The sequence below is a fragment of the Peristeroidobacter soli genome, assembly GCF_004138485.1.
Taxonomy (GTDB): Bacteria; Pseudomonadota; Gammaproteobacteria; order Steroidobacterales; family Steroidobacteraceae; genus Steroidobacter; species Steroidobacter soli.
Genome location: NZ_RYEV01000004.1, coordinates 1,131,880 through 1,148,836, shown reverse-complemented (window position 1 = coordinate 1,148,836; position 16,957 = coordinate 1,131,880). Strand labels below are relative to the sequence as shown.

The 16,957-nt window shown below is 62.7% G+C and carries 10 protein-coding genes; all 10 read left to right on the top strand.

Annotation, left to right across the window (positions count from 1 at the left end; all coding sequences use genetic code 11):
* The first annotated feature begins 102 nt into the window (after positions 1-102).
* The 10 genes from EKO19_RS20250 to EKO19_RS38360 all read left to right on the top strand — a co-directional run bounded on the left by EKO19_RS20250 (position 103) and on the right by EKO19_RS38360 (position 16,826).
* Entirely contained in the window at positions 103-1,995 is a 1,893-nt protein-coding gene (locus EKO19_RS20250; RefSeq protein ID WP_217705476.1) for a winged helix-turn-helix domain-containing protein, read from the top strand.
* A 119-nt stretch (positions 1,996-2,114) separates the two neighbouring features.
* The gene (locus tag EKO19_RS20245; RefSeq protein WP_217705475.1) at positions 2,115-3,305 is read left to right on the top strand and encodes a serine hydrolase domain-containing protein; all 1,191 of its coding nucleotides are present in this window, start codon (positions 2,115-2,117) and stop codon (positions 3,303-3,305) included.
* A gap of 24 nt (positions 3,306-3,329) precedes the next feature.
* Positions 3,330-4,850, top strand: a complete 1,521-nt coding sequence (locus tag EKO19_RS20240; RefSeq protein ID WP_129778250.1) for a CRTAC1 family protein — start codon at positions 3,330-3,332, stop codon at positions 4,848-4,850.
* A gap of 39 nt (positions 4,851-4,889) precedes the next feature.
* On the top strand, positions 4,890-7,316 hold the full coding sequence (locus tag EKO19_RS20235; protein WP_129778249.1) for a penicillin acylase family protein: 2,427 nt from the start codon (positions 4,890-4,892) through the stop codon (positions 7,314-7,316).
* A gap of 118 nt (positions 7,317-7,434) precedes the next feature.
* Positions 7,435-9,519 carry a TonB-dependent receptor gene (locus tag EKO19_RS20230; RefSeq protein ID WP_129778248.1) on the top strand — a complete coding sequence of 695 codons (2,085 nt, stop codon included), beginning with the start codon at positions 7,435-7,437 and terminating at the stop codon, positions 9,517-9,519.
* Between the two features lie 176 nt (positions 9,520-9,695).
* Entirely contained in the window at positions 9,696-10,691 is a 996-nt protein-coding gene (locus EKO19_RS20225) for a LysR substrate-binding domain-containing protein (RefSeq protein WP_129778247.1), read from the top strand.
* Positions 10,692-10,789: 98 nt separating this feature from the next.
* Positions 10,790-14,086, top strand: coding sequence for an amidohydrolase family protein (locus EKO19_RS20220; RefSeq protein WP_175597126.1), 3,297 nt, complete (start codon positions 10,790-10,792; stop codon positions 14,084-14,086).
* Positions 14,083-15,531 carry a peptide MFS transporter gene (locus tag EKO19_RS20215; RefSeq protein ID WP_217705474.1) on the top strand — a complete coding sequence of 483 codons (1,449 nt, stop codon included), beginning with the start codon at positions 14,083-14,085 and terminating at the stop codon, positions 15,529-15,531. Before EKO19_RS20220 ends, EKO19_RS20215 begins: the two co-directional genes overlap by 4 nt.
* 75 nt (positions 15,532-15,606) lie before the next feature.
* Entirely contained in the window at positions 15,607-16,611 is a 1,005-nt protein-coding gene (locus EKO19_RS20210; protein ID WP_217705473.1) for a right-handed parallel beta-helix repeat-containing protein, read from the top strand.
* Between the two features lie 38 nt (positions 16,612-16,649).
* On the top strand, positions 16,650-16,826 hold the full coding sequence (locus EKO19_RS38360; protein ID WP_157995353.1) for a hypothetical protein: 177 nt from the start codon (positions 16,650-16,652) through the stop codon (positions 16,824-16,826).
* Positions 16,827-16,957: the final 131 nt, after the last annotated feature.

Genomic DNA, 16,957 nt, shown 5'->3' with positions numbered 1-16,957 from the left:
GCGCTCCCGAGGTGGTTGTGGTTCGATCGGGTGTCACCTTGGCCGCCGTGACGTAAGGCTGCTTGGTGTTTGGATAATTTTTGGGTAATGATTCGATAACGGTTGCAGGGACTGCCTCTGAAATACCAGATTGCCGACTACAGCATCGATACCACCCGGTACCGGATCAGTCACGGGGACGCGGCTGTCCCCGTGGAACCCAAGGTCTTCGATCTGTTGGTGTATCTGATCCGGCATCGCGACCGGGTGCTGTCCCGGGAAGAGCTGTTTCGGGAAGTCTGGGACGGGCGCGAGGTGTCGGACGCGACGTTGAGCAATCACGTCAAGACCGCCCGGAAGATCCTCGGCGACAGCGGCGAGCTGCAACGGACCATCCTCACCATCCGCGGCCGGGGCTATCAGTTCATCGCTCCGGTCACCGTCATTCCGGAAGGCGACCCGTCGGCGGCGCCGCCGCCTGTGACCGATGCTGTTGCTGTCTCCGCTGCACCGACCTGGCGCGTGCCAGTGGTGATTGCCGCTGGCCTGGTGCTGCTCGTGGCTTTGATTGGGTGGCGCACGTTCGCATCGTGGCATGCGCAACCGGCACCCGAATTGCCCTATGTCGTGGTCGTGCCCTTCGATGTTTCGGGGGATGCGCCCGATACCTGGCGGCCGTTCGCGGATCAGGTCACTCGTGAAGCGATTCGTAACTTGAGGAAGATCTCGGGCCTGAGGGTGGTGCCGGCGCCGTCCGCGTTTACGTTCCGGGACAACAAATCGCGCGATCACATCCGACGTCAGCTGCCCGACGTTCAATATGTGCTCGATGGCGTCGTCAGCATCTCCGCGGGCAACGAGCTGCGCATCACCGTGGAGCTCGAAGACCTGCGTAAGGGCCTCGTCGTCTGGGACAAGGACTATGAAGGACGCACTGACGACACGAATCTGTTCGCCATGCAGTCCGCCATTGCCGGCGCGGTGTCGGAGTCTTTGAAGGTGGCGATCCTCGCGGGAGAACAACGCGCGCTGGATGAGTTTCCCACCACCAATCTGCAAGCGTACGAGGCCTATGTAGCAGGGCGTTATCAGTTGGATCTGCTCAGCCATGACTCCCTGCCGCGCGCGATCGAGCTGTTCGATCAGGCCATCGCCCTGGATCCCAAATTCTTCGATGCTTTTATCGCTCGCAGCGATGCCTATCGGCAGTTGTTTGCTTATTTCGAACCGCCGATCAACATGCTCCAGAAGGTGGTCGACTCACTGTCCGAGGCGCAGCAGCTGCGACCCGATTCGGCCGAAGCCTGGTCTTCCCTGGGGCTGACTTATGTGATGGCGTGGCGCTGGAAGGATGCCTGGATCGCCTTGAGCAAGGCGAAGCGTCGCGATCCGACGCTGGCACAGACGGAGTTGGGATTTGCGTTGTACTACTCGGGGCTCGGCGAGGCGGAGAAGGTCAAGCGCGCGCTGGCCGACGCCAATCGCCTCGATCCGCTCAACGTCGAAATGGCGGACTGGGGTAACTGGGCGCTGTTCATGGTGGGTGAGAGCGAGGCCGCGCGAGCGTGGGTCGATAAGAAGATGGAACAACACCCGGATGTCGGGCCCGTGTTTTCTGGCGCAGGCGTGGGTGCCTACGTCGCGGGTGACTATCGACGATCCGTGCAACTTGCGGAGCGGGGCGCCGAGTTGGATGGCTCGCCGGTTGCGCTGATCATGCTGGCACAGGCCTACGGATATGCGGGACAAAAAGAGAAGGTGATGCCGCTGCTCGAGAGGGCGGCGAGCGCGGGCACCTATGTCTGTCCGTATGAGTCGGCCGCCGCCTATCTCAGCATCGGCGATGAGGAGCGCGCGATCACGTTGCTCGATGATGCCGTGGCCAAGCGCTCCAACTGTCTGATGTTTCTACGCACCGATCCCCGCCTGAAACCCCTGCGACAGCACCCTCACTATCCGGTCCTGTTGAACCGCGTGGGTTTGGATGATGTGGCGGTGGCGTCTTATAAGAGATGATCGGCGGACCGGCCGCCGCGTTGTCGGCGGGACACCGGGAGCCGCAACTTTTGCAACCGCGGCTTTTTTCTCGCTCCGTATAACGATCCCATCACGAAACAGTCGGATGGGGTCGAGTCATGCACGAGATGCAGGCAGGGGCGGCGCAGACGCTGCGCGCCGAAGGGGTGGACGAGGAAGAAAGCGATGCCGCCCGCCTGACGCGCAACTTCTACGCCGGCAAGGTGATGCCGGGGACGCAGCTCGATCTGTTTCGCAATCGGGGCTGGATCTTCGCGCAGCGGGAGATTCCACGAGGCAAACATGTGCGACCGCTGCATCGGGCCGCCGATCAGATCGACGATGTCACGATTGCGACCGCGGCCGGCTCATACGATCTGGTCGACTACGTATCGCGCAATCGTGTCGCCGGCCTGCTGATTCTTCAGAACGGCAGAGTCGCGCTCGAGCAGTACGAGCTCGGTAACGATGCCACCACGCCCTGGATTTCCATGTCGGTGGCCAAGTCTGTGGGCACGACGCTGGTCGGCGCGGCGATTCGCGACGGGTTGATCAAGAGTGTCGAAGATCAGCTGACGCACTACCTGCCGCAGTTGAAGGGCACCGCTTATGACGGCGTCACGGTGCGTCATCTGTTACAGATGACCACAGGATTGTGCTGGGACGAGACGCATACGCTGGCGGCGTCCGAGCGGCGGCGCATGCTGGAGCTGCAGATCGAGCAGAAGCCCGGCATCGTGCTGCGTTATCTGGCCAGTCGGCCGCGCATCGCTCCGTCCGGGACCCGCTTTGTCTATGGCACGGGCGACGCTCACGTCATCGGCGTGTTGTTGAATGCTGTGACCGGCGGCTGGGTATCGGACTATCTGTCGAAAAAGATCTGGTCGGTCATCGGCATGGAACATTCCGCGCATTGGTGGCTGGAAGCTCCGGGCGGTCTCGAAGCTGCCGGCAGCGGCATCAACGCGACATTGCGTGACTACGCGCGCTTCGGTCAGTTCTTCCTCGAAGGCGGCATCGTCGGTACCGAAAGCATCCTGCCGCCGGGCTGGATGAGAGAAGCCGGCACCTCGAGAACGATCGGCGGCCAGCGCGTCGACTATGGCTACATGTGGTGGCCGGTGCCGGGACGCGACGGCACGTTCGCCGACGGTGCCTTCAGTGCGCGCGGCATTTTCGGTCAGTACATCTATATCAATCCGGCCTTGCAGCTCGTGATCGTCACGCTCAGCGCGCGATCCAAGCCGCGCTTCGCCGAAGTCATTCTCGACAACGATTTCTTCAACGCGGTCTCGGATCTGTATCGCTGATCCGAAGGCACCACGGAGCCTGCCATGAACGAGCTATTTCGTCGCTGGGGTGTGTTGTCCATCGTCGTCGCGGCGCAGGCCAGCGCCGCCTCCAGTCCGGCGCCAGGGCCTGCGTTTACGCCGGTGCAGCCGGAGCTGTTTGCGAAGCAGGGCGCGTTGGCATCCGCCTGGGCGGATTTCGACGGCGACGGCGATGTCGATCTGGCGGTCTCTTTCGGCACCGGCGAGCTGCGTTTGTATCGAAACGACAAGGGCGTGTTTACCAACGTGGGCCCGGACGTCGGCTTCCCCACGCAAGGCGCGGAAATGCGCGGTCTCGCGTGGGGCGATTACGACAACGATGGCGATGTGGATTTGTACGCGGCGACTTCCGGGCGCGGCGGCACGGTCGGGCGTCTCGGCGAGACGATCGTCGGCGGCCTGCTGTTCCGTAACGACAACGGACGCTTCACCGAAGTCGCGAAGGCGGCGGGCGTGGCGGCGCCCGGGCCCAACGCGCGTCAGGCGAATTGGATCGACTATGACAACGACGGCGATCTCGATCTGTTCGTCACGCAGCGCGCCTCGTCCAATCGTTTGTTACGCAACGATGGGGGCACCTTCGTCGACGTGAGCGGCGAGGCGAAGATCAACGATCCCCGCCGCAGCGTCGGCGCGTGCTGGTTCGATTTCGACCAGGACGGCGACCTGGATGTGTTCGTGGCCAATCAGCAGGGCGACAAGGACGGCTTCTACCGCAACGACGGCGGCGTGTTCACCGATATCGCCGGTGAGTTGAACATTCAGCAGCCGAATCGCTCGCTGGAAGAGGGCGGAGTCAACTGCGCGGTCGGCGATTACGACAACGACGGTGACTTCGATCTGTACGTGACGGTGTATGGCGCCAACATTCTTTATCGCAACGACGGCGGCAAGTTCCGCGACGTGGCGCAGGAAGTCGGCATCACGGGCGACAAGATGGCCGTCGGCGTGAACTGGGGCGACTACGACAACGACGGTCTGCTGGATCTGGTCATCGCCGGCTACGAACGCGAGAACGGGAAATATCGCTCGGTCGATCACCTGTTGCGTAACACAGGTGGCCGCTTCGTCGAGATGTTGGCGCCGGGCAGCGCCTTGCATGCGGGCGATCACGCCGCGCTTTGGGCTGACTACGACAACGACGGCGATCTGGACCTGTCGTTCACCGAAGCCTACAACCCGGCGGGCCATCATCTGATTCTTCGCAATGATCTGCCGGCGAAGCCGCAGCGATATTCCCTCCTGGTGCAGGTGCTCGATCGCGAGGGCCATCTGACGCGTGCCGGATCGGAAGTGCGCCTGTATGACGCGAAGGGCGCGTTGTTGGCCTCACGGCTGGTGTCACCGACCGAAGGCTACGACTCGCAGAGTGCGATGCCCGTGCATTTCGGATTGCCGGGCAACGCGCCGGTGACGGTGGCAGTGACGTATCTCACCGAGGCCGGGCGCAAGCAGCAGCGCGTCGAGAACGTAAAGCCGGCGAAGTGGGCCGGCCGATGGCTGGTGGTGAAGGAAGCGCCGTAAGCGCGCGAAATTTCTTTATTCTCTATCGACGGGGACATCATGAATAGAACAAAGCTACGCATGAGCATTGCCACGTTGCTGGCGACACTCGCGTGCGTGCCGGCAGCCACGGCGGCGGACTTCGCCGAGCGCGCCAGGGCCGCTCAACCGCAGCACGAAGGGCAGCTCACCGTTACCGGTCTGAAGCAGCCGGTGGACGTGGTGCGTGACAAATGGGGCATTCCGCACATCTATGCCAAGAACACGCACGACTTGTTTTTCGCGCAGGGCTTCGTCGCCGCACAGGATCGGATGTGGAACATCGAGCTGTGGCGTCGTAACGCCGAAGGCAAGCTCGCCGAAGTGCTCGGGTCCGACTATGTCGAGCGCGATCGCTTCGCGCGAGTGATGAAGTATCGCGGCGACTGGGATGCCGAGTTCCGTAAATATCATCCTGAGGGGCCGGTGATCTTCAAGGCGTTCGCGGACGGCGTGAATACCGCGATCCGCCTCGCCCTCGCACAGAACAAGCTTCCCGTGGAGTTCGAATTGTCCGGCTTCAAGCCGGAGCCGGCCTGGACACCGCAGACTTTGCTGAGCCGCATGCCGGTGTGGGCGATCACTCGCAATGCTTCCAGCGAAGTGGCGCGAGCGCTCGCGGTGAAGAGCATGGGCCTCGCCAAGACCGCCGAAGTCATGATCACCGATCCGCCGACGCCGTTGCGAGTGCCGGAAGGCCTCGACCTCAACGATATCAATCCCAACCTGTTGAACATCACGCGCGACGCCAGCGATTTCGACTTCAAGTTCAAGCCCACGGCGCCGACGCCGAAAATTTCGCAGGCGTACCTGCCGGTGCGCGGACCGGAGAGCGGCATCGGCAGCAACAATTGGGTGGTGGGCGGTCGCAAGACCACGACCGGCATGCCGCTGCTGGCCAACGATCCGCATCGTGAAGTGCAGAACCCGGCGTTACGTTATTGGGTGCATCTGGTGGCGCCCGGTTGGAATGTCATCGGTGCCACCGAGCCCGGTCTGCCGGGCGTGACCATCGGTCACAACGAGCACGTCGCCTGGGGCTTCACGATTCTGAATGGCGACCAGCAGGATCTATACGTCGAGCAGACCGATCCGACCGACGTCAATCGCTATCGTTACAAGGGCGAGTGGCGCACCATGAAGGTCGATGTCGAGCAGATCGCCGTGAAGGGCGCGCCGAGCGAACGTTTCGAAGTGAAGACCACGATCCACGGGCCGCTGGTGTACGAAGACGCGGCTCGTCAACGCGCCTACGCGATGCGTTGGACCGGCTATGAAACCGGCGGTCATGGCTATCTCGGTTCGCTGGGTCTGATGCAGACCCGGAACTGGAAAGAGTTCACCGCGAAAGTGGCGAACGCCTGGTACGGCCATCACAGCCTGGTGTACGCGGATACCAAGGGCAATTACGGTTACGTCTCGACGGGTCTGACGCCGGTGCGTCCGAACTGGGACGGCCTGTTCCCGGTGCCCGGTCACGAGGGCAAGTACGAGTGGGCCGGCTATGTGCCCACCAGCAAGCTGCCACGCTCGCTCAACGGCGAACGCGGCTTCTACGGTTCGGCCAACAACAACGTGTTCCCGAGCATCTTCCCGAATCAGCCGGTACCCGACTTCACGTTCGAGTACCTCACGCCGTATCGTTACGACCGCATCGTCGAAGTGTTGAGTCAGGACCGCAAGTTCAGCTTGCAGGACCTGTCGCGGCTGCAAGGGGACGTGGCGTCGTTGCCGGCGCGTCGTCTGCTGCCGTTGCTCAAAAACGTCACGAGCGACGATCCCAAGTTACGCGACGCCATCCAGCGCCTGCTGCAGTGGGACTACAATGTCGACGCCGACTCGGTCGCGGCGGCGATCTACGAATACTGGCTGTTGAAGTTGAATCCGCTGACTTACGCGAAAAAGCTGCCGGACACGGTGCGAGGCTACAACCGCTACGACATCCGGCGACTGATCCAGTGGCTGGAACAGCCCGATGCGGATTTCGGCGCCAACCCGAAGCAAGAGCGTGACCGCATTTTGCTGACCGCGCTCGATCAAGCCCTCGCCAACTTGACCAGGCTCGCGGGTAACGATCCGTCCAGGTGGACCTGGGGCAGCATCCATCAGGCTCGTTTCACGCACCCGCTGGTCACGCCGGAGAATGCGTCGCTGGTCCACATTCCACCGGTGCCTCGCGGCGGCGATTCGCAAACCATTCAGTTGACCGGGTCGGCGCGCGAGAGCGGTGCCGATCAAGGGCTGGGCGCGTCGGTGATGTTCGTCTTCGACGTGCAGGACTGGGACCGTTCGGTCGGCCTGAACACGCCTGGTAACGAATCGCAGATCGGCAGCCCGCATTACGCGGACCTGGCGGAGGCGTGGGGCCGGAATGAGCCGTTCCCAATCGCGTTCGGCGCCGCGAAGGTCAACGCAGTCGCACTACAGCGGGTCACATTGAAGCCTTGATGCGCCACGCGCGAGCATGGTGTGTGAGGCACACCGACGACGGTCGCATTCGCACCCAGGCTCCGCGTGCTGTTTCTATTCTGAGTATCGCAATTACAAAACACGGGGAGCGAGTGCCATGCGCACCAAGTCGACGACACTACTGATCTCATCGATGGTTGCGGTTTTGCAGCCGCTGACCGGCTTCGGCCAGAACGCGGACAATGGACTGGAAGAAGTGGTGGTCACCGCGCAGAAGCGCGAGGAACGGATCATCGAAGTGCCGATCGCCATCGCCGTGCTGGACGGCCAGATGCTGCAGGATCGCGGTTTCACCAACATCCAGGACCTGGCATTCGCGGTGCCCGGCCTGACCATGCGCGAGGATGGCCCGGGCAGCTACACCATCTTCATGCGTGGACTGAGCAACCAGTACGGCACCGGCGCGCTGGTCGGCGTGTATCTGGACGAGGCGCCGATTTCGCTGACCGGTTTCGATCAACTCGACACGCGTTATCACGACATGGAGCGCGTCGAAGTGCTGAAAGGCCCGCAGGGCACGCTGTACGGACAGGGCTCGGTGGCCGGTGCGATTCGTTACATCACCAAGGCGCCGGTGCTGGATCGTTATGAAGGCACGCTTGGCGGGTCGATCTCGTCGGTGTCGGGCGGCGATGAGCGCGAGACCATCAATGGTGCGATCAATCTTCCTTTGGTCGCCGACAAGTTCGCGATCCGTATCGCCGCGGTCGCCGAGCAGGGCGGTGGCTGGCAGGATCAGCCACAGGCGGGCATCAAGGATGGCAATGGTCAGGACGTCATCAACGCGCGCGTGCGCGCCCTGTGGCAAGTGACCGACGAATTCGCGATCAACGCCAAGATCATCGCGCATCGTAACGAGATCAAGCTCGGCCAGGGCTACGAGAACGCCGATCACACCGTCACCGTCGGCGTGGATCGCGCCTGGGCGCTGGTGCCGAAGAAATACGATTACGATCTGTACGATCTCACCATGACGTACGACTTCGGCGGCTTCCAGCTGCTGAGCGCAACCACGTATATCGATCACGACAATCAATATCCGTACACCACGATCTCCGGCCCGCAGACCACCTCGGCCGGCTTTGAAAGCTCCAACGAGCGTCACGTGTCGGCCATGCAGTTCGCGCAGGAAGTGCGGCTCACGTCGACGGGCGATGCCGCGCTCGAATGGACGCTCGGTGCGTTCTACCGCGATGCCAAGCGTTATTTCTATCGCGACGGCCTGTCGCGCTCGGCCGCGGGCCTGGTGACGCGCAGCTTCTTCCGTCAGGACGACACATACAAATCGACGTCGGTGTTCGCCGATGCGGCTTATCGCATCACCGAGCGCTTCAAACTCGGCGCCGGCGTGCGCTATTTCGTCGACGATCAGACCGGCTCGGATGGCATCTATCTCGAGAGCAAGAGCTTCCATTCCACCGATCCGCGCGTGTACGCCAGCTTCAAGCTGTCCGAGAACGTGAACATGTACGGCAGCGTGGGCAAGGGCTTCCGCAGCGGTGGCTTCAATCGCGGCACGACGTTGCCCGACTACAAGCCGGAGTCGTTGATCAGTTACGAGCTGGGCACCAAGGGCTCGGTGCTGGATCGCCGCCTGGGCTTCGAGGTTGCGTTGTTCTACAGCGATTACAAGGACATGTTGCGTCGAGGCCTGCAGTTCGTTCCGGCGCTCAACAATCTGCAGTCCAACACCTCGAACATCGGCAAGGTCGAGGTCAAGGGTGTGGAAGCGGGTGTGACGTTGCAGCCCGCCTCGGCGCTCACGTTCTATGCCAACGCGGCCTACACCGACAGCGAGATCAAGGAAGTCGATGCGCTCAACTCCACCAGCATCGCCGGCGATCCGGTCGACTACGTGCCGGAGCTGAGCTACGCAGTGGGCGGTCGGGTCGGCTTCGATGTGGCGGCGTTGCCGTCGTTCATTCGCGTCGACTACAACTATCGTGACGCGGTGACCTACATCGATCGCACGTCATTCCTGCCGCAGTACATCCCGCAGACCTCGGATGCCATCGGCCTGCTCGATGCCAGCGTCGGCGTGACCTGGAATGCGGCCACGGTGGAGCTGTTCGGCACCAATTTGACCAATGAGAACAAGTGGATTGATCCGTACTACAACTGGAACAACGCGAACCGCACGCGGCCGCGCGTGGTTGGCGTGCGGGTGAATTACGAGTTTTAGGATCAGCCACCGGATGATAGCTGGCGCGGCGGCGGCCAACTGCCGTCGCCGCGCCGTCGATGGGCCAACGCAGTTTAGGTTGCGGTCGGCGCTCAGCGTGGCACCATAGCTATCACAACTCTCAGACTGAGCGCGGGCCGAAGGACGTGGTTCGGACCGCGACCGGAGGCTCCGCGATGCTTGCCGACCCGAAATCCCAGTCGAACGTTCCCGCAGGGCCGATTCACTCGCGCCGGGCTCTGCCGCCATTCGAAGCCTTGCGGGCTTTCGATGCCGTCGCCCGGTTTGGGGGCATCCGGCGCGCGGCCGAATCCCTGTGCCGCGACCATGGCGTCATCAGCCGGCACCTCAAAACCATCGAAGACTGGATCGGCACCAAGCTGGTCGAGCGCACGCCGGGTGGGGCGGTGCTGACCGAGGCGGGCCAGCGTTATCACCGGCAGATCTCGGCGGCCATCGACAGCATTGCTGGCGCAACCCTTGACCTGATCAACGGCGGCGACGCCCATCGGCTGCGGATTCGCTGCATGCCCGCGTTCGCGCTGCATTGGTTGTCGCCGCGCCTGGGCGAGTTCGAACAGGCCAATCCCGGGCTCGATATCGAAGTGCGGCCCTCGGACCGCAGCCCCGACTTCGTCTCCTACAACACCGATCTCGACATCCGGCTGGTGGCGAAATACGGGATGCCGTCGGAGATTCCCGAAGGCTTTCGCAGCGTCGAAATGGCACATGCGCCGATCGTGGCGGTCGCCAGCCGCGAGTATCTGGCGCGCTCGCCCAAGGTTCATCAGCCCGCCGATCTGCTCAGTCACCAGCTGCTGCACGAAGATAACTTCGACCGCTGGCGCAATTGGCTGGCGGCTCACGACGTGCGTGCCGCGGTCGATCTGGCAGGTCCGCGCCTGTGGCAGGGCCATTTAACATTGGATGCCGCGCGTCACGGTCGAGGCATCGCGCTGACCAATTGCCTGGTCGGCGCCGAGGACCTGGCCGCCGGCCGGCTGGTCGAGATCGGCAAGGGCCAGCCAAGTTTCATGCCGCCGGCGCTTGGCGTCTGGCACTTCATCGCCAAGGCGGATCGCTGGGAATCGCGGTTGATCAAGCGTTTCCGCGAATGGCTGACCGCGCGCATCCTCGCCGAGCATCCTGAGCTCAAGCCGCCTCGAGCGTAGCGGGGTGCACCGGTCTCACCACCGGCTTCGGTATTTGCACCCTGAGTCGAAGCTCGCTGGCTATGCTCCTGTCGTCGATATCGCGTGAGGGGGAGCGAATGGGGTCACCAGCGTTGCTTCGGTTCGTCGGAGCGTCCGCGCTCATTCTGTGCGGCACGGCCTTGGCAGCCGGCAGCTGGGACGTCAATGACACCGGCCAGCCTTACAGCGAAGCGCAGCTGACGCTGACCGAAGGCACCTGGATGAGCGTGGACGTGAGTCCCGACGGCCGGACGCTCGCCTTCGATCTGCTCGGTGACATCTACACGCTGCCCGCAACGGGCGGCACCGCGACTGTGGTTCACAGCGGACCGGCCATGCAACGTATGCCGGCGTTCAGCGCCGACGGCCGCCGCCTCGTCTATATCAGCGACGCGAGCGGCGTCGACAATGTCTGGATCTCCAACATCGATGGTTCCCAGCCGCACCAGGTCACGCATGAGTCCGTGAACATGCTGAGTGCGCCGGCTTGGGGACCGCAGGATGAGTCGATCGTCGCGGTCAAGCTCGATGCGGCGTTTCCGAAACGCAACTCACCGGAGATCGTGCAGGTCGATCTCGCGGGCGGCGAAGGACGCTCGGTGGTGCAGTCGGTGAGAAACGGCCTGGATGTGCAGGAGCCACGTTTCTCGCCGGATGGCCGATATCTCTATTACACCGAGCGTACCAATGCATCGACGTTTGTTTTCGTCGACGCGAATCACATCAACTATGCCGTGCGCCGTCGTGATCTCGCCACAGGCCAGACCGAGTCGCTGGTCAGCGGCTTCGGTAGCGCGACCACGCCGGAGATTTCTCCCGATGGCAGACAGCTGGCGTTCGTCCGACGCGTCAAAGAGAAAACGGTGTTGTTTGTTTATGACGTGGACAGTGCCGTACAACGGCCGGTCTACGATCGACTCGACCGCGACATGCAAGCCTCCTATGGACAGCAGAGCGCGTATTACCCGCGCTTCAGCTGGTTCCTGGACAATCGACACATCGCGATCTGGGGCAAGGGCAAGCTCTATCGCGTCGATACGCGCAGTGCCGAAGCGGTGGAGATTCCTTTCCAGGCCACTGCCAGGCATCGCATCACCGACGCGATCCGTTTCTCGCACGATCTCGCGCCGGCCCAAGTCACGGCGCGTGCAGTTCGCCAGATTGCGCCGGCTCCCGACAACAAGAGCGTGGTGTTCACGGCCCTCGGGCATCTGTGGCGCAAGCCGCTGCCGGACGGCAAGTCGACTCGACTCACGTCTGCCACCGCATTTGAGTTCGAACCCGCGTGGTCGGCCGATGGCAAGCAGCTCGCGTATGTCGAATGGGATGACGATCGCGGCAGCACTCTCAAGATCCTTCCAGCACGGGGAGGCAACGCGCGCACCGTCAGCAGCTCGACTGGTGTGATTCGCGAGCCGTCGTTCTCGCCCGATGGGCAGTCGCTGGTGTATCGAATCAATGCCGGCGACAAGACATTGGGCGGCTTCCGTGCCAAGCCCGGGCTTTACGTCGTGCCTACCGCTGGCGGCAAGGCGCGCTTTGTGACTGACGCCGACGAGACGCCAAGATTTTCCGCCGACGGCTCTCGTCTCTATTATGTGGTCATTGCGGCGCAGGGCGTTCGCAAGCTGATGAGCGTGAATGTTCAAGGATTCGACGAGCGCGAGCACGTACGCACGCCCGATGTGGATACGCTCGACCTGCGCTTGAGCCCGGACCAGCGTTGGATCGCGTTCCGCGATCGTCAGCAGTATTACGTCACGCGCTATCGAGAGACCGGCAGCCCGTTGACAGTGTCGGCGCAGAGTCAGGCTGCACCGGTCTTCAAATTGACTTCAAGCAGCGGCGCATCGCTGACCTGGGCGAACGATTCTTCGTCGTTGCATTGGACGTTGGGGCCCGATCTTTATCGAGCCGATGTGGCCAGGCTGTCGACCCGTGCTCCAGCCGATCCATCCAAAGTATCGACGAGTTTCGTTGCGGCCCAACCTTATGCGAAGGTCGATGTGACCGCGCCGGGTGACGTTCCGCAGGGCGTGGTCGCGTTCACTAATGCGCGCATCATCACGATGCGCGGCGATGAAGTCATCGAGCGCGGCACGGTGGTCGTCGAGCGCAACAAGATCGAGGCGGTTGGCCCGGCCGATTCAGTCAGCGTGCCCGCGAACGCAACAGTCATCGATGCTTCGGGCAAGACCATCCTGCCGGGGCTGGTCGACATGCACGGGCACACCGAGTGTTGTAACGGAACCGGCGTCATGCCGCAGAAACAGCCGACGCGATATGCGCAGCTGTCCTTCGGCGTGACCACCAACTTCGATCCATATTCCTACAACACCGATCTGGTGGCCTACGAGAGCAATGAAACCAACCAGGCAGGACTGACGGTGAGTCCGCGCTGGATCGCGGCGGGTCTGGCGACTTACGGCCGGCCGCAGATGTCCGATTCGAGCTATGTGCCCATCGAAAGTTATGCCGATGCGCAGGCGTTGATGACACGCAAGCTGGCCCAGGGCGGCACGTTCGTGAAGAGCTATCGCCAGCCGGCGCGCTTTCAGCGGCAAATGCTGGTGAAGGCGGGGCGCGAGGCGGGCGTGATGGTGGACGTGGAGGGCGAGGGGCAGTTCTACACGATGGTGACCGCGTTGTTCGACGGTCACACCGGCCTCGAACACAACTTCCCGGTGGCGAACTACTACGACGACCTCGTGCAGTTGATGAAACACGGCACGACGTCGAACACGCCGACGTTGCTGGTGATCTTCGGTGAGCTGTTCGGCGAGAACTATCTCTATCAGACCCAGCGAGCCTGGGAAGATCCAAAGGTCCGGGCCTTCGTCCAGGAAGTGTCGAGCAGCTATAGCCCGGTGCTCGCGCCGGGCGCTGCGCCGGCCCACGTCAGAAACATGACGGGCGTGAACGTCGCGGATGAGCTGTGGGACGTAGGCTTTCGCGCGGTCTCCCGCTCTGTGAAAAAGCTCGATGACGCGGGCGTGGTCATCAATGCCGGGTCGCACGGCCAGGTGCCGGGATTGTCGTTGCATTGGGAGATGTGGCTGCTCGCGCAAGGCGGGATGAGCAACCATCGAATCCTGCGGACCGCGACGCTCAACGGCGCCAGGACGCTCGCGCTCGACGCGCAGATCGGCTCGCTGGAGCCCGGCAAGCTCGCCGACCTGATCGTGCTCGATGCCAATCCTCTCGATGACATCCACAACACCAACACGGTGCGCTACACGATGCTCAACGGCCGACTCTACGATTCCCTCAGCATGAACGAGATTGGCAACTACGAGCGGCCGCGGTCGCGCTTCTACTGGGAGCGCGAGGACTACCACGGTATCGACTGGAACGAATCGTGGAGCGCGCAATGAGCGGTAACGACCAGGCGGTGTCTGGAGCGATGGCCGCCAGCGGCCGGGCTCGCAACGGCAGCGACTCGAGCGCGGCCGCGATTTCGACGAAGGCTGCTCCTGACCAGCGCACGTTTCTGGGTCATCCGCGTGGCCTGGCGTACATCGTGTTCGCGGAGGGCTGGGAGCGCTTCTCGTTCTACGGCATGCAGGCGCTGCTCATGCTGTACATGGTCGGCTATCTGTTGCAGCCGGGGCAGATCGAGCACGTCGCGGCATTCACTGAGTTTCGTGCGGTGGTCGAATCGATCTTCGGGCCGCTGTCGTTGCAGGCGCTGGCGTCGCAGATCTTCGGCTTGTATGTGGGCCTGGTCTATTTCTTTCCGGTGCTGGGCGGAATGCTCGGGGATCGATTCATCGGTCGCACCCGTGCGGTGGTGATCGGCGCCATCCTCATGGCCGCCGGTCATTTCATGATGGCATTCGAGGCGGCGTTCCTGTTCGCGCTGGCTGCACTGATTCTTGGCTCGGGCTTGCTCAAAGGCAATCTGGCTGCTCAGGTCGGCGATCTGTATCCGAAGAATGACAAGCGCCGGGATTCGGCCTTCTCCATGTACTGCCTCGCCATCAACGCCGGCGCGTTTGTCGCGCCGCTGGTGTGTGGGACGTTGGGCGAGCTGTATGGCTGGCACTACGGTTTCGGGGCCGCGGGCATCGGCATGCTGGTCGGCATCGTGATTTATCTGAGCGGTCGTGGCTATATTCCCGCGGACAAGACATTCGACGCCACGACGAGCCGTCCGAAGCTGCAGCCAGGCGACGGTCGCATCGTCGTCTCCCTCGCCGGCGTCATCGCGATCACGTCGTTGTATTGGGCAGGACAGACCCAGGTCTGGAACACGTATCCGATCTGGTTGCGGGACCGGGTCGACCGCGGCGTGTTCGATCTGTCGATTCCGGTGACCTGGTTTCAGTCGCTGGATACGTTGGCAGTGCTGGCGCTCGCCCCTTTGGTGATCTGGCTGTGGAAACGTCAGGCTGCGCGGGGCGCGGAGCCGCGCGACCTCGCGAAGATCGCCATCGGTTGTGTCGCTTTTGCCCTGGCGTGCGTGTTGTTGGGCGTGAGCGAGTGGCTCTCCGGCGGAGCGACGGTCTCCGTGCTGTGGCCGACGGTGTTTCACTTCATGTGCGCCATCGGCTATCTCTACGTGTGGCCGATTACGCTGGCGCTCGTCTCGCGCGCCGCGCCGCCAGCCGTGAACAGCACGATGGTCGGTGCTTATTACCTCGCCATTTTCCTCGGCGGCATCTTCAGCGGCTGGCTCGGACGCTTCTACGAAGCGCTGTCGCCCGCTGAGTTCTGGTTGCTGCACGGTGCTGTCGTCGGCAGCGGTGCCGTGCTGATTACGTTGATGTCCGGAGTGCTGTCGCGACAGTTCGCGCAGCGACCCATCGAAGCTACCTAAGGGCCAATCATCATGATGACAGTGCGTGCGCGGCGCAGTTTTGCGCTGCTAGGGACCGTTTTGCTCGCAGGAATCGTGGCGGCGTTGCCAGCGTCCGCCGCCGCGCCGAAAACGTGGGTCGTGTGTCCGGCGGGCGCGACGGCGAAGGACTGCGCGTTCAAGGGCAATCAAGCGATTCAGGCCGCCGTCGATCGCGCCGCCGATGGCGATACCGTGCTGATCCGCGCCGGCACTTATGCCGTCGAGAAGCCTCGCGATGTGAAGTTCGAGGACTACGTCATCCGCGCGTATGTCGTGGTCGATGGCAAAACACTTCATCTGGCCGGGGAGCTGGGCGCCGTGATCGACGGCAAGAATGGCCCGGCGTCCACCGCGATGCTGATCAAGGGCAGCGATGTGACGCTGCGTAATCTTTCGTTTCGCAACTTGCACGTGGCGAGCGATGAGGACGACATCTACGACGGTCACGGCGTGTTCATCATGAACTCGACCGCGGCTGTGAGTGGCGTCGCGCTGGATCACTTCGAGAAGATGGGCTTGAGCGCGCGCGGTACCAGCAACGTGACCGCGACGGATCTGAGAATCGTCGACGGACACGTGGGCATCTGGGTCCGTGAAACGGCGCAGCTGCGCCTGTGCAACTCCGTCATTCGCGGCAACCACGGTGTCGGTGTGGGTGGCGCGGCTCACGCATCGATCCGGGTTTATAACTCGGTGTTGCAGGCCAATGAGCTCGACGGCGTGTATCTCAAAGAGGACGCGAGCGCGCTGGTCACCAATTCAATCATCACGGGCAACAAGCCCAGGGGTGTGAGCACCAAAAACAACGCGCAGGCCTGGGTGAGTCACAGCGTGCTGTTCGCCAATGAGAAGGGCGCAACGTCATCCGCGGATGCAGGCGTCGTCAAGCTCGGCACGGGCATCGCGGAGGTCGATCCGCAGCTCACGGGTGATTTTCGCCTGTCGCCGGCGGTCGCCCGCACCGTCACTGCCAATCCCGACGTGCTCGATCGGGCCGGCAAGCCTGCGCCGGTCGGGTTGAGCGATGTCGCCGGCTGTCTGCGCGCGCCAAGAATCTAGAAGATGAACAGAACATCCATTGTTCGGAGAACGCCTCGATGAAATCCAGATCGCTGTTGCTCGGTTCCGTGCTCGCCTTGGGGATGGCCGCGGCGCACGCCGATGGTGGTTTGCTCTACACGCTGGATCGGTCGGCCGTGCTTCCGAGCACCAACACGGGTTGGGACTACATCAAGATGGAGCCGAACAGCATCCGAACACGTTCACGGTGCTGACGTACAAACCCATGTAATAGAGCGTCATCGGCGGCTGCCTCCGGCGCAGATTCGGAGCCAGCCGCCGCACGTATCGCCGGTGATTTACCGGCATCCAAAGACACTGTCGTGAGTCATCTCCGGCGCGCATT